Source organism: Pseudomonas sp. CFBP 5748 (assembly GCF_053850495.1).
On the sequence record NZ_JBSPTN010000001.1, the window covers coordinates 718,308 to 736,570 of the forward strand.

Genomic DNA, 18,263 nt, shown 5'->3' on the forward strand with positions numbered 1-18,263 from the left:
GTGGCGAGGGAGCAAGCTCCCTCGCCACAGCAAGCTTCCCTCGCGTACGCGTTGCTTATTGCCCATCCAGTGCAGTGAGGATCCGGTACGCCACTTTTACCCGTTCCTCATTCGGATAGTTCTTGTTCGCCAGCAACACAATCCCCATGTTCTTGCCGGGCACGAACGCGGCATAGGCGCCAAAGCCGCGGGTCGACCCGGTCTTGTTGATCCAGGCGTCGTCCGGCGCAGGCCGTGGTGGATCGAGAGGTTCTACTGTGTTGGGCTCCATGGCCATCTGTGTCGAGTTGCCGGCCAGTAACTGTTCCAAAGTGAGAGGGTAAGGGTAGAGCTCCCAACCCAGGCCCTGGGTCATCCCGCCTACGGTGTAGAACCCGGTGTGGGTCGTGGCAATGGCTTGGTGCAGATCGGCGTCCAGTTTTTCAGGCCGCAGGTTGGCCTCGACGAAACGAATCAGATCAGATGAGCTGGTTTTCACCCCGTAAGCCTCGGAATCCATCGCGCCGGGCCCGACCCGGACGGCTTCGCCGTCCTTTGCGTAGCCCTGGGCGTATCGGTTCTGTTGATCCTTCGGCACCCGCACATAACTGTGTTTGAGCCCCAATCCCGGCATCAGCGTGTGTTCCATCAGCTCATCGAATGGCTGGCCCAGGCTGCGGGCTGCCAGATAGCCGAACAAGCCGATGCTCGGGTTTGAATAGAGCCGCTGGGTGCCGGCCGGGTAGAGCGGTTTCCAGGTCTTGTAATAACTGAACATCCGGTCTGGATGGTCCGCGTCCTCGGGAAACTGCAAAGGCAGGCCGCCGGGGGTGTAGGTGGCGAGGTTGAGCAGGCTGATGCCCTCGAAGGCGCTCCCGCGCAGTTCGGGGGCGAAGCGACTGGCCGGGTCCGACAGGGACAGTTTGCCCCGGGCCTGGGCATAGGCCCCGAGCGTCGCGGTGAAGGTCTTGCTGACTGAGCCGATCTCGAAGAGGGTCTGGTCGGTCACCGGTTTTTTCGTATCTTTGGAGGCCACGCCGTAATTGAAGTAATGCCGTTGACCGTTGTAGGTCACCGCAACGGCCATGCCAGCGATGTCCTGTTGTTTCATCAGGGGCTGGATAGCGGCATTGACCGTGTCCTCCAGGCTGTCCTGGGCCAAGGCTGGCGTGAGGCCACAGCACAGAAAGAAAGTACCTGTGAGTATCGATTTGGCAATGTGCATGTCTGACCGCTCTCCATGGATGGTTCCAGCCGCTCCGCATCCGGAGCGCCTGAGGGGGGGCTCAATCTAGGGAGTTTTCGGTTGGCTGGCAATCGGCTGTCGTGTGGCCCAAACCCGCTTGCGAGTCGTCCGACTGGGGCATAGGAGAGTTCCTACGAAAAACTTTGATGTCCGGGCGTTCCACGGTCGTATGGCAAACCACACAAACTCACGGGCGCCGGGTAAACTTGCGCTCTTTCTAAAGGAGTCGACATGAGCTACTACCAGCCCGGCATTCTTGCCACCCCTGTTCCGCCTCAGGCCCGTCACTTGTTTTTTGCCCTGGAATCGGTCGAGGCGCTGCCGGCTGCGATAGACAGGCTCCTGTTGCTGGTCGATGGTCGTGCAGTGATTGGCTTCGGTGAGTCGCTGGTCCAGGCGCTGGGTGCCCAGATCGAAGGCCTGCGGGCATTTCCGGCACTGGCTGGTGTCGGCGTGGACAACCCTTCGACCCAGCACGCGCTGTGGTGCTGGTTGCACGGCGAGGACCGCGGCGAGCTGCTGCACCGCAGCCGCGCCATCGAGGCGGCGCTGGCCCCGGCGTTGCGCCTGGTGCAGATGAACGAAACCTTCCGCCACATGACCGGCCATGACCTGACGGGTTATGAAGATGGCACCGAAAACCCTCATGACGAAGCAGCTGTCGCCGCAGCCCTGGCCCAAGGCGTCGACGGCGTGCGTGGTGGCAGTTTTGCCGCGATCCAGCAGTGGCAACACGATTTGGACGGTTTCGCCGCCATGCAGCCTCACGAGCGCGACAACATCATGGGCCGGCGCTTGAGCGACAACGAGGAAATCGACGAAGCGCCGGAGTCGGCCCACGTCAAACGCACCGCCCAGGAAAGCTTCGCGCCGGAGGCCTTCGTCGTGCGCCGCTCCATGCCGTGGATCGAGGGCGATCGCGCCGGTCTGATGTTTCTGGCGTTTGGTTTCTCCCTCGACGCTTTTGAAGCGCAACTGCGGCGCATGAGTGGTCTGGAGGACGGCATCACCGACGGTCTGTATCGCATGAGCCGGCCGATCACCGGCGGTTACTACTGGTGCCCGCCGCTGCTGGACGGGCGCCTGGACCTGCGCGCCCTGGCCCGGTAAGCGCAGCGGTTTGTGCAAAGCGTGACGTGAACGCTATCCTTGGGGGCGCACGTCTATCCGTGGAACGGGGGAAGCAAACGTGGATAAAGTCATCGTCATTACCGGTGGCGGCCGCGGAATCGGAGCGGCCACGGCGCTGTTGGCCGCCGAACTGGGTTACCGGATCTGCATCAACTACCAGTCCGATGAAAGCGCCGCGCAGGAGGTGCTTGAGCATGTCCGGGCCAAGGGGGCGCAGGCGATTGCCGTGCGTGCCGACGTGAGCATCGAAGACGAAGTGATCGCGCTGTTCCACCGGGTGGACGCCGAACTCGGCCGCGTCACGGCGCTGGTGAACAATGCCGGCACGGTCGCCCAGAAGTCCCGGCTCGATGAAATGTCCGAGTTCCGCATTCTCAAGATCCTGAAGACCAATGTGCTGGGACCGATTCTATGTGCCAAGCACGCGGTGCTGCGCATGTCGCCCCGCCATGGCGGGCAGGGCGGTAGCATCGTCAACGTCTCGTCCGTGGCCGCCCGCCTGGGTTCCCCGAATGAGTACGTTGATTACGCGGCCTCCAAGGGCGCACTGGACACCTTCACCATTGGCCTGTCCAAGGAAGTGGCCGGCGAAGGCATTCGCGTCAACGCCGTTCGCCCGGGTTATATCTACACCGATTTCCATGCCCTCAGTGGTGATCCGGACCGGGTCAGCAAGCTGGAATCGGCGATCCCCATGGCCCGGGGCGGCCGTCCGGACGAAGTGGCCGAAGCGATTATCTGGCTGCTGTCGGACAAGGCTTCGTATGCGACCGGGACGTTTGTGGATTTGGGGGGCGGGCGCTAAACCTCTGGTTTGTCGTTGTCAGTATCGACCTCTTCGCGAGCAAGCCCGCTCCCACCCTGGACTGCGGTGAACCAATGATTGTGGCCGCACAGCAAATCCAATGTGGGAGCGGGCTTGCTCGCGAAGGCGATAGCCAGATCGACACAGCAGTCAAAACGATCGAATAATCCGCCCCAACGTCTCCATCGCCTTCTCCGACACTTCGGTCCACGGGCTGCCGTAGTTCAGGCGGATGCAGTTCCTGAAACGCCGGGTCGGTGAAAAAATCGGCCCCGGGGCGATGCTGATGCCTTGGGCCAGGGCCATCTGGAACAGTTTCAGCGAGTCCATCTGTTCCGGCAGTTCCAGCCACAGGAAATAACCACCCGCCGGCTGGCTGACGCGGGTCTGGGCTGGAAAGTAGCGGGCGATGGCGGCGAGCATGGCGCTTTGCTGTTCTTCCAGGGCGTAACGCAGTTTGCGCAGATGACGGTCATAGCCGCCGTGTTGCAGGTAGTCGGCGATGGCGACCTGGGCCGGCATCGAGGCACACAGTGACGTCATGAGTTTGAGCCGTTCGATCTTCTGTGCGTAGCGCCCGGCGGCGACCCAGCCGATGCGATAGCCTGGCGCCAGGCTCTTGGCGAAGGAACCGCAGTGCATCACCAGCCCTTCGGTGTCGAACGCCTTGGCCGGTTTGGGGGCCTGCTGGCCGTAATAGAGTTCGGCGTAGACATCGTCTTCGATCAGCGGCACCTGATGGCGGCGCAGCAGCTCAACCAAGGCCTGTTTCCTTTCCTCGGGCATGGTCGCGCCCATGGGGTTCTGGAAACTGGTCATGCACCAGCAGGCCTTGATCGGATGGCGTTCCAGCGTCTGTGCCAACACGTCCAGGTCGATGCCGTCGCGCGGATGGACGGGGATTTCAACGGCCTTGAGCTTGAGCCGTTCCAACACTTGCAGGCTGGCGTAGAACGCCGGCGCTTCGATCGCCACCAGGTCTCCGGGCTCGGTCACCGCTTGCAGGCACAGGTTCAAGGCTTCCAGGGCGCCGTTGGTGACCAGCAGTTCCTCCATGGGCAGCATCAGCCCACCGACCATGTAGCGCAGGGCAATCTGTCGACGCAGTTGCGGGTTGCCCGGTGACATGTCCGTGACCACCATGCGCGGGTCCATATCCCGGGTGGCGCTGGACAGCGAGCGGGACAACCGTTGCAGTGGAAACAGCATCGGGCTGGGGAACGCCGAGCCGAACGGTACGGTGGTCGGATCCTTGATCGAGTCCAGCACGGAAAACACCAGCTCGCTGACGTCGACTTCGGTGGATTCGTGCACATGGCTGCTGACCGCCGGTTCGGAAAACGGGTTCGGCGCATGGGTGTTGACGAAGTAGCCCGAGCGTGGCCGAGCCCGGATCAGGCCGCGGCGCTCCAGCAGGTAATAGGCCTGGAACACCGTGGACGGGCTGACACCGTAGGTCTGGCTGGCGTAGCGAACCGATGGCACACGCTGACCCGGGCCCAGCATGCCGGAACGGATCAGTTCAGCGATGTCGTCGGCGAATTTTTCGTAGCGTTTCATTGCGGGCCCAGCCTTGAGTGACACATGGTTTGCGCTTTTAAACTGTGGGAGAGCCCGTGGGAGCAAAGCTTGCTCGCGACGCAGGCGACACGGATCAACAGTAAGGTCGCGTCATCGTTCTTCGCGAGCAAGCTTTGCTCCCACAAGCCCGCTCCCATAGGTGCTCGGCATCTTAAAGCTTCACCGATTCATCGGCGCGACAAAACGGCTCTTGGCCACGCTGTAGATGTCAGGCTCGTCACTGTCTGCCACCTTGAAGGTCATTTCCCGAGAGCCGCGTTCAGGCCGTTCGCTGAGCATCGCCACCGACACCGGCACATCGATAATTTCCCCCGGAGCCAGGCTCAGCTGCGTCTTGCCTTGCAGGAGGAAGCCGTCGCCGTCCACCAGGGACAGTTCATAGTCCTGGCGCTGCTGGGTCTTGTTGATGATTTTCAGGCTGTAGATGTTTTCGATCTGGCCAGCGCTGTTTTCGCGGAACAGGCCTCGGTCCTTGCTCACGTCCAGCGACACCATGGACCGCTCCACCAACGCGAGGGCCAGCGCGCCGATCATCACCAGCAACACGGCGGTATAGCCGATCAGCCGAGGCCGTAGCAGATGGGTCTTGCCGCCTTGCAGCTGATGTTCGGAGGTGTATTTGATCAGGCCGCGGGCATACCCCATCTTGTCCATGATCGAGTCGCAGGCGTCGATGCACGCTGCGCAGCCGATGCATTCCATTTGCAAACCATCGCGGATGTCGATGCCGGTGGGGCAGACCTGCACACACATCTGGCAGTCGATGCAATCGCCCAGGCCAATATTGGCCGGGTTCACTTCGCGTTTGCGCGGGCCGCGGATTTCGCCACGGGCCGTGTCATAGGAAATGGTCAGCGTGTCTTTGTCGAACATCACGCTCTGGAACCGTGCATAGGGGCACATGTGCATGCACACCGCCTCACGCAGCCAGCCGGCGTTGAGGTAGGTGGCCGCAGTAAAGAACAGCACCCAGAACAAACTGACGCCGGCCATTTGCAGGGTCAGCAGCTCTTCGGCCAGCGGTCGGATCGGCGTGAAGTAGCCGACGAAGGTCAGACCGGTAAGCAAACTGATAGCCATCCACAGCGTGTGCTTGGCCGAGCGGCGCAGCAGCTTATTCAGGCCCCAGGGCGCGGCTTGCAGCTTGATCCGCTGGTTGCGCTCGCCCTCGGTGATTTTCTCGCACCACATGAAAATCCAGGTCCAGGAGCTTTGTGGGCAGGTGTAGCCGCACCACACGCGACCGGCGAACACGGTAATCGCGAACAGCCCGAAGGCGGCGATGATCAACAAGGCCGACAACAGGATGAAATCCTGGGGCCAGAAGGTCGCGCCAAAGATGTGGAATTTGCTCTCGGAAAGGTCCCAGAGCACCGCTTGGCGGTCGCCCCAGTTCAGCCAGGCTGTGCCGAAGAACAGCAGGAACAGAACCCCCGCACCGCTTATGCGCAAGGTGCGAAACAAGCCGGTGAAGCTGCGGGTGTGGATCAGTTTATCAGTGGTCTTGGCCTTGATCTTTGGTGGCGAGGGTTCGAAGGTCTGTATCAACTGGACGGGGATTCTATCGCTCATGGTCGGTCGCTCATCAGCCTCTATCTGGCCGGCGCACTATGACCATGGAACTGTTTGCATAACAGACTCAGGTGTTTAGATAAAAACCGGATCAGATGCCAGAAAACCCCGGCCCTGCGACACTTTGATGCACTCAACGATAGCCGAACAAGCCTTTGTGGCGAGGGCGCTTGCTTCCTCGCCACAGGTGGGGGCTTTTCTCGTTACAGGGATTCAGATCACCGAATCGCTGTCAGTGGCCTTGAGGTGTTTGCGTCCATCAACTGCCCCGGCTACGGTCAAGGCGTCGGCTTCGGTCTCGGTGATATAGACCCGCTCGCCGTTGACATCCACGGCTGACATGGCTTTGTCCGAATCAGTCACGATGGTCAGCTCGGTGGCAGGGCGCAGTTGTTCCGTCCCGTTGTCGGTTGTGAAATGGCAGGTCTTGTCTTCGTCGATTTTCTCAAGCATGACGTCACTCCTTTCCTGAATGTCCTGAACGTTAGGCGTCACCCCATCGCCGGGGTTCGACGCGGCTGATCAGCGGTCAAGCGCACCTCTGCCGCCGCGTGCGGTCCATCGTTTATCGACTGAAAAGAGGACGACTCATGGACGCCTGGTGGCATGAAGTCTGGATGACCTTGCAAGCGGAATTCGCCGACATCACCGATGCCCAACAGATGACCCGGGTCACGGTGCGCCTGCTGATGGCGGCGCTGCTGGGCGGTATCCTGGGTTTCGAACGCGAGCACAAGGGCAAGGCCGCCGGTGTGCGCACGCATATGCTGGTGGCGCTGGGGGCCGCGTTGTTCGTGCTGGTGCCGCAGATGTCCGGCTCTCAGGCCGACGCCATGAGCCGGGTCATTCAAGGCGTTGTCGCGGGCATCGGCTTTCTTGGGGCCGGCACCATCCTGAAAAGCAACGACGGCGACGAAAGCCACGTGAAGGGCCTGACCACCGCCGCCGGCCTGTGGATGACCGCCGCCATCGGCGTCGCCGCCGGGCTGGGCCGAGAGGCGACGGCCGTGCTGAGCACCTTGCTGGCGTTGGCGATCTTCAGTGTGATGCCGGTGATCATCCGGGCGCTGGAGAGGGAGGACAAGCCGTGACCGCGATCTCTAGCCAGAACACAAGCCAAAGTGGGAGCGGGCTTGCTCGCGAAAGCGCTGTGTCAGTCGACGAAACCTAGCCTGACACACCGTCTTCGCGAGCAAGCCCGCTCCTACAGGTTTTTTGTTATCCACTAGGCTGTTGATCAAACCCGCTCTCCGGCGGCGCCTCGCTTGGCGGATCGCCCAGCGGCGGCTGTGGATCCAGTGGCGGGTCTTGCTCCGGAATCGGTTCCGGATCAGGGCCGGGTGGCGGCAAGGTGGGATCGTCAATGTTCGGGTCGGGTGTTTCGGCCGGGATGGGAATATTCATCGGGACGGTTCTCCATAACGCATATGGCTTGAGTCGTGCTTATTGTTGTTGACCACCCCGCACCGGGTTTGATCCCGGAAGGCCTCTGGGCAAATCCCGCTGAACTTTTAACCGCTGATTCGGTTCGGAGTTTAAGTGAGTTTTTTCAGGGACCCGTTGGGCCTTTACCGTCACAAGCGCGTCCATGGGGCGTAAAAAGGAGTGATGCTCGATGACTGCTGAATACCCGACTGACTTGGCCTCTACCCTGCACTTGCCGTTGTCCCAGGCCTTGTTGTTGCCGCGTATTGCAATTGAAAACACCATGCCGGTGATCGACGGCGGGCTATTCGCCGCCAAGGCCGTGGCCGGGCAAGACGTGACGGTGACCAGTAAAGTTTTCGCCGATGGCCACGATAAGTTGGCCGTGCACATCCGCTGGCGCGCGCTTGAAGACGAGGCGTGGAACCGCGAAGCGATGACCGATCTGGGCAATAACGGCTGGGGCGGCCAGTTCAACGTGCCGGAGCAAGGTCGCTATGTGTTCTGCATCGAAGCCTGGATCGATCAGTTCGCCAGCTTCCGCTACGAGCTGGAGAAGAAATTCGGCGCCGGGGTGCCTATCAGCCTGGAGCTGCAGGAGGGGCGCAACCAAGTGCAGATGGCCTCCGAGCGTAGCGACGGTGAGCTGAGCGAACAGTTGGCCGCGTTGCACCATGAACTCTCCGGCCTGTTGCCGGCCGAACAGGTTGCGTTGTTCCTGGCGCCTCGCAGTGCCGACCTGATGTCCCAGGCCGACCACCGACCTTACTTGAGCATCAGCCCTCAGTACCCGTTGGACGTGGAGCGCAAACTGGCCGAGTTTGCCAGTTGGTATGAGCTGTTCCCACGCTCGATCACTGATGATCCCGCCCGCCATGGCACGTTCAACGACGTGCATTCGCGCCTGGCGGTGATCCAGGACATGGGTTTTGACGTGTTGTATTTCCCGCCGATCCACCCCATCGGCCGCAGCTTCCGCAAAGGCCCGAACAATTCCCTTACGGCCGGGCCCGACGATCCGGGCAGCCCCTACGCCATCGGCAGCGAGGAGGGCGGGCACGAAGCGATTCACCCGCAATTGGGCTCCCGTGACGACTTCCGCCGCCTGGTGGCGGCAGCCGCCGACCATGGCCTGGAGATCGCTCTCGACTTCGCCATCCAGTGCTCCCAGGACCACCCGTGGCTCAAGCAGCATCCGGGCTGGTTCAGCTGGCGGCCGGACGGCACGATCAAGTACGCGGAAAACCCGCCGAAGAAATACCAGGACATCGTCAACGTTGATTTCTACGCGGCGGATGCGATTCCCAGTCTGTGGCTGGAGCTACGGGACATTGTGGTGGGCTGGGTCAAAGAAGGCGTGAAGATATTCCGCGTCGACAATCCCCACACCAAGCCGTTGCCGTTCTGGCAGTGGCTGATCGCCGATGTGCGGGCTCAACACCCGGAAGTGATGTTCCTCGCCGAAGCCTTCACCACCCCGGCCATGATGGCCCGCTTGGGCAAGGTCGGCTATTCCCAGAGCTACACCTATTTCACCTGGCGCAACACCAAGGCCGAGCTGGCGACCTATTTCACCGAGCTCAACGAGTCGCCTTGGCGCGAATGCTACCGGCCCAATTTTTTCGTCAACACACCAGACATCAACCCGGCGTTTCTCCATGAATCGGGGCGGGCGGGCTTTTTGATCCGCGCGGCGCTGGCAACCATGGGCTCGGGCTTGTGGGGCATGTATTCAGGTTTCGAGTTGTGCGAATCGGCACCGGTGCCCGGCAAGGAGGAATACCTCGACTCGGAGAAGTACGAAATCCGCCCTCGAGACTTTACGGCGCCGGGCAACATTGTTGCCGAAATCGCCCAGCTCAACCGCATCCGCCGGCAGAACCCGGCGTTGCATACGCACTTGGGCCTGAAGGTCTACAACGCCTGGAACGACAACATTCTCTATTTCGGCAAGCGTACGCCTGACGGCAGCAATTTCATCCTGGTGGCGGTGAACCTCGATCCGCATAACCCGCAGGAAGCCAATTTCGAACTGCCGCTGTGGGAGATGGGCTTGCCGGACGATGCCGCGACCCAAGGCGAGGATTTGATGAGCGGCCATCGCTGGACCTGGTATGGCAAGTACCAGTTCATGCGGATTGACCCGGCGACCCAGCCGTTTGGGATCTGGCGGATCAGCCTGGCTTGACGCTGTGGGAGCAAGGCTTGCCCGCGATGAAGATGACGCGGTCTCTTGGAGAATCCAGGCGCCTGCATCGCGAGCAAGCTTTGCTCCCACAAAGCGGGGCGGCGCGACGTTTCGCAAAATCCCTCCGCCACAAAAAGACTTAACAAGCCTGTTCCCGCGGCTTTATTGAATTCATCAGGAGTTGCAAATGGCGAAGAAACCCCGGTCTGCCACCTTTATCAAAGACCCGCTCTGGTACAAGGACGCGGTGATTTATCAGGTCCACGTAAAATCCTATTTTGACTCCAATAACGACGGGATCGGGGACTTTCCCGGCCTGATCGAGAAGCTCGACTACATCGCCGATCTGGGCGTCAACACCATCTGGCTGCTGCCGTTCTACCCTTCGCCGCGTCGCGATGACGGCTACGACATTGCCGAGTACCGTGGCGTCAGCCCCGACTACGGCACCATGGCCGATGCGCGGCGCTTCATCGCTGAAGCCCACAAACGCAACCTGCGGGTCATCACCGAACTGGTCATCAACCACACCTCGGACCAGCATGCGTGGTTTCAGCGCGCGCGCAAGGCCAAGCCGGGTTCGGCGGCGCGGGACTTCTACGTCTGGTCCGACGACGACCACAAGTACGATGGCACGCGGATCATTTTCCTCGACACCGAGAAGTCCAACTGGACGTGGGACCCGGTAGCCGGCCAGTACTTCTGGCACCGTTTCTACTCCCACCAGCCCGACCTCAATTTCGATAACCCGCAGGTCATCAAGGCCGTGCTGTCGGTGATGCGCTACTGGCTGGACATGGGCATCGACGGCTTGCGCCTGGACGCCATCCCGTACCTGATCGAGCGCGACGGCACCAACAACGAAAACCTGCCCGAGACCCACGACGTCCTCAAGCAGATTCGTGCCGAGATCGACGCCAATTACCCCGACCGCATGTTGCTGGCCGAAGCCAACCAGTGGCCGGAAGACACCCAGCTGTATTTCGGTGATGTCGATGCCCAGGGTATGAACGGTGACGAGTGCCACATGGCGTTCCACTTCCCGCTGATGCCGCGCATGTACATGGCGCTGGCCCAGGAAGACCGCTTCCCGATCACCGACATCCTGCGCCAGACCCCGGAGATTCCGGCCAATTGCCAGTGGGCGATTTTCCTGCGCAACCACGATGAACTGACCCTGGAGATGGTCACTGACAAGGAGCGCGATTACCTGTGGAATTATTACGCGGCCGACCGTCGGGCGCGGATCAACCTGGGGATTCGCCGGCGCCTGGCGCCGCTGATGGAGCGCGATCGTCGTCGCATTGAATTGCTCAACAGCCTGCTGCTGTCGATGCCTGGCACGCCGACTCTGTATTACGGCGATGAAATCGGCATGGGCGACAACATTTACCTGGGCGACCGCGATGGCGTGCGCACGCCGATGCAGTGGTCCATCGACCGCAACGGCGGCTTCTCGCGGGCCGACCCGGCCAGCCTGGTGCTGCCGCCGATCATGGACCCGCAATACGGCTACCAGTCGGTCAACGTCGAGACCCAGGCCGGCGATCCGCATTCGCTGCTCAACTGGACTCGTCGGATGCTGGCGGTGCGCAAGCAGTCGCAAGCCTTCGGCCGGGGCACGCTGAAAATGCTGTCGCCGAGCAACCGTCGGATCCTGGCCTACACCCGGGAATACACCAGCCCGGAAGGCAAGCACGAAATCATCCTCTGCGTGGCCAACGTGTCCCGCAGCGCCCAGGCTGCCGAGCTGGATCTGTCGGCCTACGCCGGCATGGTCCCGGTGGAGATGCTGGGGGGCAATGCCTTTCCGCCCATTGGCCAGCTGAATTTCCTGCTGACCCTACCGCCGTACGGTTTCTATTGGTTCGCCCTGGCGGCGGAAAACCAGATGCCGAGCTGGCACGTGGAACCGGCCCAGAGCCTGCCGGATTTCACCACGCTGGTGTTGAAAAAACGTCTGGAAGAGTTGCTCGAAGCGCCATCGCGCACCACGTTGGAGCAAACCATCCTGCCGAGCTGGCTGCAGAACCGTCGTTGGTTCGCCGGCAAGGACAGCAAGATCGAGAAGGTCAACATCGTCTACGGCGTGCGCTTCGGTGATCCGCAGCACCCGGTGCTGCTCAGCGAAATCGACGTCACCAGTGCCGGCCAGACTCTGCGTTATCAACTGCCGTTCGGCCTGCTGCCTGAAGACCAGGTCGGGGCGGCGTTGCCACAGCAATTGGCGCTGTCGCGTGTTCGTCGGGTTCGCCAAGTCGGCCTGATCACCGATGCGTTCAGCCTGGAGAGCTTCGTGCGGGCCGTGCTGCAAGGCATGCAGAGCGCCACGGTGCTGCCATGCACCGAAGGTGAGTTGCGTTTTGAGCCCACCGAAGGCCTGACCGCGTTGAACCTGGGGGCTGAGCCTGAGGTGCGTTACCTGTCCGCCGAGCAGTCCAACAGTTCGGTGGTGGTCGGCGGCAGCCTGGTGCTCAAACTGATCCGCAAAGTCGCTTCGGGCGTGCATCCGGAACTGGAGATGAGCGCCTATCTGACGGCCGCAGGCTTCAGCAATATCTCGCCGCTGTTGGGTTCGGTGATCCGCCGCGACGCCGAGGGCGAGGACGCGCTGCTGATGATTGCCCAGGGCTACCTGAGCAACCAGGGCGATGCTTGGGAATGGACCCAGAACAACCTTGAACGCGCATTGCGCGATGAATTGGCCGATGCCGTGTCCGAGCAGGAGCAGCATTACAACGCGTTGGGCGAGCTGAAGGATTTCGCCGGTATGCTCGGCCAACGCCTGGGGGAAATGCACCAGGTGCTGGCCAAGTCCACCGACGACCCAGACTTCGCGCCGCAGGCTACCAATGCCAAGGAAGCCCAGGCCATCGGCAAGGATGTGGCCGCTCAAGTGGAAAACGCTCTGCGCCTGCTCAAGCAGAATCAGAGTCAGTTGAGCTCGACGGATCAAGCCATGGTCGCGCGTTTGCTCGAGCACAAGAAAACCGTCCTGGGCCACATTCAGGAACTGGCCAGCAAGGCCGTCGGTGGCTTGCGTATTCGCGTGCACGGCGACCTGCACCTGGGGCAGGTGCTGGTGATCAAGGGCGACGCCTACCTGATCGACTTCGAGGGCGAGCCGGCACGACCGTTGCACGAACGTCGGGGCAAGCACAGCCCGTACAAGGACGTCAGTGGTGTGCTGCGTTCCTTCGATTACGCGGCCGCCATGGCGATCCATTTGAACACTGTCGACAGCACCGCCGATGCCGATGCGGCGCGGCAGCGGGTGGCTGATCGTTATTTAAAAGAGGCCCGCGAGGCATTTGTTCAGGCATATCGACTGGCGGCAGCTAGTCTTGCTCATGAATGGAAGGATGCTGAAGGCGAAGACGCCGCGCTGGCGTTGTTCGGCCTGGAGAAGGCGGCCTATGAAGTGGCCTATGAAGCCGAGAATCGCCCCGCCTGGCTGCCCGTGCCATTGCACGGTCTGTACGGGTTATTGAGTGGGCTGAAACCCTTTTCCGATTAAGCCGGACCGATTTAGTGGAGAGAATCATGAGTGTCTCGAACAAAGAATCCCAAGGGCAGGCCAAAGAGTCATTGCTGCCTGCACCCCATGACATCGACGCGCTGGTGCGCGCCGAGCATCAAGACCCGTTTTCGATCCTGGGCCCTCACGGCGATGGCGCGGGCGGACAGTTCATTCGTGCGTACTTGCCCGGTGCGTTGAGCGTGCAGGTGCTCGCCCGTGACGGCGGTGAGGAGCTCGGTGAGCTGCAACAGAGCGAAACCCCGGGCCTGTTTGTCGGCCATTTCGACCGCTCCCAGGCCTACCTGCTGCGCACCCGTTGGGCCGGCGGCGAGCAAGTGGCAGAGGACCCGTACAGCTTCGGGCCGCTGCTGGGAGAGATGGATCTTTACCTGTTTGCCGAGGGTAATCACCGCGACCTCAGTTCCTGCCTCGGTGCGCAACTGACCACCGTCGATGGCATCGACGGCGTGCGGTTCGCCGTGTGGGCGCCGAATGCGCGGCGCGTCTCGGTGGTGGGGGACTTCAACGTCTGGGACGGGCGTCGGCATCCGATGCGCATCCGCTATCCGTCCGGTGTGTGGGAGCTGTTCATCCCACGGCTTGGCGCGGGTGAAGGCTACAAATATGAAATCCTTGGTGCCCACGGCATCCTGCCGCTCAAGGCCGACCCCGTGGCGCTGGCTACCCAAATGCCGCCAGACACCGCGTCGAAAGTCGCCGCGCCGTTGAAGATCGAATGGCAGGACCACGAATGGATGCAGCAACGCGCTGAGCGGCATCTGCCCGCTGCCCCGTTGTCGATCTACGAGTTGCACGCCGGTTCCTGGCAGTGCGAAATCGACGAGGCGGGGGAGGTGGCCCGGCAATACAACTGGCATGAAATGGCCGAACGGCTGGTGCCTTACGTCAAGGACCTGGGTTTTACCCACATCGAGCTGATGCCGATCATGGAGCACCCGTTCGGCGGCTCCTGGGGCTATCAACCGCTGTCGCAGTTCGCCCCGACGGCGCGCTTCGGCTCGCCGGACGATTTCGCTGCGTTCGTCAATGCCTGCCACCAGGCCAACATCGGTGTGATCCTTGACTGGGTGCCGGCGCATTTTCCCACTGACACCCATGGTCTGGCCCAATTCGACGGCACCGCGTTGTACGAATACGGCAACCCGCTGGAAGGCTTCCACCAGGATTGGGACACCCTGATCTACAACCTGGGGCGCACCGAAGTCCACGGTTTCATGCTGGCCTCGGCGCTGCACTGGCTCAAGCATTTCCACATCGATGGCCTGCGTGTGGATGCCGTAGCCTCGATGCTGTACCGCGACTATTCGCGCAAGGCGGGCGAGTGGGTGCCTAACCGTCACGGCGGGCGCGAGAACCTGGAAGCCATTGATTTCCTGCGGCACCTCAACGACGTGGTGGCATTGGAAGCCCCTGGCGCGTTGGTCATCGCCGAAGAGTCCACCGCCTGGCCGGGCGTCAGCCAGAGCACGCAACAGGGCGGCCTGGGTTTTTCCTATAAATGGAACATGGGCTGGATGCACGATTCGCTGCACTACATCCAGCAGGACCCGGTATACCGCGCCCATCACCATAACGAACTGAGTTTTGGCCTGATGTACGCGTGGTCCGAGCGGTTCGTGCTGCCGATTTCCCATGACGAAGTGGTCCACGGCAAACGTTCGTTGATCGACAAAATGCCCGGTGATCGTTGGCAGAAGTTCGCCAACCTGCGGGCCTACCTCAGTTTCATGTGGGGCCATCCGGGCAAGAAGCTGCTGTTCATGGGCTGCGAGTTCGGCCAATGGCGCGAGTGGAACCACGATCAACAGTTGGATTGGTACCTGCTGCAATACCCTGAGCACCGCGGGGTGCAGAAACTGGTCAGCGATCTGAACCGACTGTATCGCGAAGAACCGGCGTTGCATGACCAGGATGACGCGCCTCAGGGTTTCCAATGGTTGATTGGTGACGATGCGGTCAACAGCGTCTACGCCTGGCTGCGTTGGAGCAAGGATGGTCGGCCGGCGTTGGTGGTGGCCAACTTCACACCGGTGCCGCGCGAGGCCTATCGGGTCGGCGTGCCGTTCGCCGGGCGTTGGGTGGAATTGCTCAACAGCGATGCCGACACCTATGCCGGTTCCAACTACGGCAACGGCGGCGGTGCCTCCACCGAAGAAGTGCCCAGCCATGGGCAAAACCTGTCGCTGGAACTCAACCTGCCGCCGTTGGCTGTGTTGATCCTGCGGCCGGAGGGCTAGTCACGCAGTCCCACAAGGCGTCATGGGTGACTTCAAGCTCAAGAGCACCTGAGCCAATGTGGGAGCGGGCTTGCTCGCGAAAGCGGCGTGTCAGTCACCATTAATGTGGCTGATTCATCGCCATCGCGAGCAAGCTCGCTCCCACAGGGGGGAGTCGTTTCAGCGCACCAGGCACGGCCGCTTGTTGTTGAACGTCCAGCCCGGAATCAGGTACTGCATCGCCACCGCATCGTCCCTTGCTCCTAGCCCCATGCCTTTGTACAGCTCATGGGCCTTGGCCAACTGATCGGTATCCAGCTCAATCCCCAGCCCCGGTTTTTTCGGCACCTGCACGCAGCCGCCCTGGATCTGTAGCGGCGCCTTGGTCAGCCGTTGGCCGTCCTGCCAGATCCAGTGAGTGTCGATGGCGGTGATGTCGCCCGGCGCTGCAGCGGCCACATGTGTGAACATCGCCAGGGAGATATCGAAGTGGTTGTTGGAATGCGAACCCCAGGTCAGGCCCCATTCATTGCACATCTGCGCCACCCGCACCGAACCCTGCATGGTCCAGAAATGCGGATCGGCCAGAGGAATGTCCACTGACTGCAAAGTGATCGCGTGGCCCATCTCGCGCCAGTCGGTGGCGATCATGTTGGTCGCGGTCTTGAGGCCTGTAGCCCGGCGAAACTCGGCCATGACCTCACGCCCGGAGTAGCCGTTCTCGGCCCCGCAGGGGTCCTCGGCATAGGCCAGCACTTTGTGCTGGTCGCGGCACAGACGGATCGCTTCCTTGAGTGACCAGGCACCGTTCGGGTCCAGGGTGATGCGTGCCTGGGGGAAACGTTCGGCCAGTGCGCTAACCGCTTCGATTTCTGCGTCACCCTCGAGCACGCCGCCCTTGAGCTTGAAATCCTCAAAGCCATAACGCGCGTGAGCGGCTTCGGCCAGGCGCACCACGGCGTCGGCGTCCAGGGCTTTTTCGTGGCGGATGCGGAACCAGTCGTTGTCGGCGTCCGGTTCGCTGCGGTAGGCCAGGTCGGTCTGCTGGCGATCGCCGACATAAAACAGATAACCGAGCATCTTCACTTCATCGCGCTGCTGGCCTTCGCCGAGCAGGGCTGCGACCGGCACGTCCAGGTGTTGGCCGAGCAGGTCCAACAACGCCGCTTCCAGGCCGGTTACCGCGTGGATGGTGATGCGCAGGTCGAAGGTCTGCAGGCCCCGGCCACCGGCATCGCGGTCGGCGAACGCCTGGCGCACCGTGTTGAGGATCTTCTGGTAGGTGCCGATGGGGCTGCCGACCACCAGCGAGCGGGCGTCTTCGAGGGTCTGGCGAATGCGCTCGCCACCGGGCACTTCGCCCACTCCGGTGTGGCCGGCGTTGTCCTTGAGGATGACGATGTTGCGGGTGAAGAACGGGCCGTGGGCGCCGCTGAGGTTCAGCAGCATGCCGTCATGGCCGGCCACGGGCACGACCTGCATGCTGGTGATGATCGGGGCTTTGGTGGCATCTTGGATCTGCATGTTTTTTCCCACTCGTTGTTTTTATACGGGCATCGCGGCGGGGCGATGTTGCTAGACATCATACAACTTGATTTTTTTGTCTTACAAGTGAGCTTTGTCGCTTTTTAAATGCGACTGTCCAAAATATCCCTTGAGTACCTGTGTTTGCTGGGGGTTCTAAAAAAATAGAAGTGCAGGGATGATTGCATTAGCACTGGCGCAGCCGAGCGTCGGCTGCGATGATTGTGCTTGTCATACAACTTGAGGGGCGATGAGGTTTCATCCGACGATCAGCCTGCCCGTATTAAGGAGCAACGGTCCATGCCGCCAGACACCCGCGCACCGCTGCGCAAGCGTACTCACAACCTGGCCCATGATCTGGTGGTGAAACTGAGCCAGAGCATCCTGCTGGGCCAGTTGAAACCGGGGGATAAACTGCCCTCGGAAATTGCCATCGTGCAGGCCTATGGCGTCAGCCGCACGGTGGTGCGCGAGGCGATTTCCAAGTTGCAGGCTTCAGGATTGGTGGAGACTCGTCACGGCAGTGGCACCTTTGTGCTGGAGCAGACCGGCGAGCCGGGCCTGCGGCTCAATGTCGATACCGCGGCGGGGGTGCGTGCCATTCTGGAACTGCGCCTGGGCCTGGAAACCCAGGCGGCTGCGTTGGCGGCCCAGCGCCGCAGTGAACACCAACTGCAGCAGATGCGTCAGGCGCTGGATGATTATCAACGGTTGTCCAGCAACAACGACAGCTGCGTCGAAGCCGACCGGCGTTTCCATTTGCTCATCGCCGAAGCCACGGACAACACCTGCTTTGTCGAGATCATGCAACACCTGGGCAGTGCGATGATCCCCAGGACCCGAGTAGACGTGGCCGAACGCGGCCAGGCTGATCTCGGGAAACTGGCGCAATTGGCCAGCCTCGAGCACGAGGCAATCTTCAACGCCATCAAACGCCAGGACCCCGACGCCGCCCGCGCCGCCATGTGGCTGCACCTGACCAACAGCCGCGACCGGTTTGGCGCGGGAGCCTGAGGGCTCATCGTCGCCTGACCCACCGCCTTCGCGAGCAAGCC

The 18,263-nt window shown here is 61.6% G+C and carries 13 protein-coding genes; 7 read left to right on the plus strand and 6 right to left on the minus strand.

The genetic code is table 11. The features are described from left to right. Positions 1-55: 55 nt before the first annotated feature. The gene (gene ampC, locus ACWNZ1_RS03310) at positions 56-1,204 is read right to left on the minus strand and encodes a class C beta-lactamase (RefSeq protein WP_280944819.1); all 1,149 of its coding nucleotides are present in this window, start codon (positions 1,202-1,204) and stop codon (positions 56-58) included. 252 nt (positions 1,205-1,456) lie between these two features. Here ampC and ACWNZ1_RS03315 point away from each other — a divergent pair, with 252 nt between their 5' ends. Both ACWNZ1_RS03315 and ACWNZ1_RS03320 read left to right on the plus strand, forming a co-directional pair. Then, positions 1,457-2,335 carry a Dyp-type peroxidase gene (locus tag ACWNZ1_RS03315; RefSeq protein WP_135844661.1) on the plus strand — a complete coding sequence of 293 codons (879 nt, stop codon included), beginning with the start codon at positions 1,457-1,459 and terminating at the stop codon, positions 2,333-2,335. Positions 2,336-2,414: 79 nt separating this feature from the next. Further along, positions 2,415-3,161: an SDR family oxidoreductase gene (locus ACWNZ1_RS03320; RefSeq protein ID WP_135844662.1), complete on the plus strand. Its 747-nt coding sequence runs from the start codon at positions 2,415-2,417 to the stop codon at positions 3,159-3,161. Between the two features lie 150 nt (positions 3,162-3,311). Here ACWNZ1_RS03320 and mapR read toward each other — a convergent pair whose 3' ends face one another. The 3 genes from mapR to ACWNZ1_RS03335 form a co-directional block, all read right to left on the minus strand. Continuing rightward, positions 3,312-4,721, minus strand: a complete 1,410-nt coding sequence (mapR, locus tag ACWNZ1_RS03325) for a GntR family transcriptional regulator MpaR (protein WP_135844663.1) — start codon at positions 4,719-4,721, stop codon at positions 3,312-3,314. A 180-nt stretch (positions 4,722-4,901) separates the two neighbouring features. Then, positions 4,902-6,314, minus strand: a complete 1,413-nt coding sequence (ccoG, locus tag ACWNZ1_RS03330) for a cytochrome c oxidase accessory protein CcoG (protein WP_280944821.1) — start codon at positions 6,312-6,314, stop codon at positions 4,902-4,904. 213 nt (positions 6,315-6,527) lie between these two features. Further along, on the minus strand, positions 6,528-6,767 hold the full coding sequence (locus tag ACWNZ1_RS03335; protein WP_256452526.1) for a DUF3203 family protein: 240 nt from the start codon (positions 6,765-6,767) through the stop codon (positions 6,528-6,530). Positions 6,768-6,904: 137 nt separating this feature from the next. Here ACWNZ1_RS03335 and ACWNZ1_RS03340 point away from each other — a divergent pair, with 137 nt between their 5' ends. Next, positions 6,905-7,405, plus strand: a complete 501-nt coding sequence (locus ACWNZ1_RS03340) for an MgtC/SapB family protein (protein WP_135844666.1) — start codon at positions 6,905-6,907, stop codon at positions 7,403-7,405. 127 nt (positions 7,406-7,532) lie between these two features. Here ACWNZ1_RS03340 and ACWNZ1_RS03345 read toward each other — a convergent pair whose 3' ends face one another. Then, positions 7,533-7,718, minus strand: coding sequence for a hypothetical protein (locus ACWNZ1_RS03345; RefSeq protein ID WP_135844667.1), 186 nt, complete (start codon positions 7,716-7,718; stop codon positions 7,533-7,535). Positions 7,719-7,929: 211 nt separating this feature from the next. Here ACWNZ1_RS03345 and ACWNZ1_RS03350 point away from each other — a divergent pair, with 211 nt between their 5' ends. The 3 genes from ACWNZ1_RS03350 (at position 7,930) to glgB (ending at position 15,705) form a co-directional block, all read left to right on the plus strand. After that, complete coding sequence (locus tag ACWNZ1_RS03350) at positions 7,930-9,927, plus strand: alpha-1,4-glucan--maltose-1-phosphate maltosyltransferase (protein ID WP_135844668.1); 1,998 nt, start codon at positions 7,930-7,932, stop codon at positions 9,925-9,927. A gap of 187 nt (positions 9,928-10,114) precedes the next feature. Further along, a complete protein-coding gene (gene treS, locus ACWNZ1_RS03355) occupies positions 10,115-13,444 on the plus strand; it encodes a maltose alpha-D-glucosyltransferase (protein ID WP_456027341.1) in 3,330 nt (1,109 codons plus the stop codon). 26 nt (positions 13,445-13,470) lie between these two features. After that, positions 13,471-15,705: a 1,4-alpha-glucan branching protein GlgB gene (gene glgB / locus ACWNZ1_RS03360; RefSeq protein WP_456027342.1), complete on the plus strand. Its 2,235-nt coding sequence runs from the start codon at positions 13,471-13,473 to the stop codon at positions 15,703-15,705. Between the two features lie 159 nt (positions 15,706-15,864). Here glgB and gudD read toward each other — a convergent pair whose 3' ends face one another. Further along, positions 15,865-17,208 (minus strand): glucarate dehydratase, encoded by a 1,344-nt coding sequence (gene gudD, locus ACWNZ1_RS03365; protein ID WP_456027343.1) that lies wholly within the window; start codon positions 17,206-17,208, stop codon positions 15,865-15,867. A gap of 300 nt (positions 17,209-17,508) precedes the next feature. Here gudD and ACWNZ1_RS03370 point away from each other — a divergent pair, with 300 nt between their 5' ends. Further along, the gene (locus tag ACWNZ1_RS03370) at positions 17,509-18,222 is read left to right on the plus strand and encodes a FadR/GntR family transcriptional regulator (RefSeq protein WP_456027344.1); all 714 of its coding nucleotides are present in this window, start codon (positions 17,509-17,511) and stop codon (positions 18,220-18,222) included. The last annotated feature ends 41 nt before the right edge of the window (positions 18,223-18,263 follow it).

What these genes read in the sequence shown, in the direction of transcription:
- ccoG (WP_280944821.1), bottom strand. Translation starts at nt 6,314, where the DNA reads ATGAGCGATAGAATCCCCGTCCAGTTGATACAGACCTTCGAACCCTCG.
- mapR (WP_135844663.1), bottom strand. Translation starts at nt 4,721, where the DNA reads ATGAAACGCTACGAAAAATTCGCCGACGACATCGCTGAACTGATCCGT.
- gudD (WP_456027343.1), bottom strand. Translation starts at nt 17,208, where the DNA reads ATGCAGATCCAAGATGCCACCAAAGCCCCGATCATCACCAGCATGCAG.
- treS (WP_456027341.1), top strand. Translation starts at nt 10,115, where the DNA reads ATGGCGAAGAAACCCCGGTCTGCCACCTTTATCAAAGACCCGCTCTGG.
- glgB (WP_456027342.1), top strand. Translation starts at nt 13,471, where the DNA reads ATGAGTGTCTCGAACAAAGAATCCCAAGGGCAGGCCAAAGAGTCATTG.
- ACWNZ1_RS03340 (WP_135844666.1), top strand. Translation starts at nt 6,905, where the DNA reads ATGGACGCCTGGTGGCATGAAGTCTGGATGACCTTGCAAGCGGAATTC.
- ACWNZ1_RS03350 (WP_135844668.1), top strand. Translation starts at nt 7,930, where the DNA reads ATGACTGCTGAATACCCGACTGACTTGGCCTCTACCCTGCACTTGCCG.
- ampC (WP_280944819.1), bottom strand. Translation starts at nt 1,204, where the DNA reads ATGCACATTGCCAAATCGATACTCACAGGTACTTTCTTTCTGTGCTGT.
- ACWNZ1_RS03370 (WP_456027344.1), top strand. Translation starts at nt 17,509, where the DNA reads ATGCCGCCAGACACCCGCGCACCGCTGCGCAAGCGTACTCACAACCTG.
- ACWNZ1_RS03345 (WP_135844667.1), bottom strand. Translation starts at nt 7,718, where the DNA reads ATGAATATTCCCATCCCGGCCGAAACACCCGACCCGAACATTGACGAT.
- ACWNZ1_RS03315 (WP_135844661.1), top strand. Translation starts at nt 1,457, where the DNA reads ATGAGCTACTACCAGCCCGGCATTCTTGCCACCCCTGTTCCGCCTCAG.
- ACWNZ1_RS03335 (WP_256452526.1), bottom strand. Translation starts at nt 6,767, where the DNA reads ATGCTTGAGAAAATCGACGAAGACAAGACCTGCCATTTCACAACCGAC.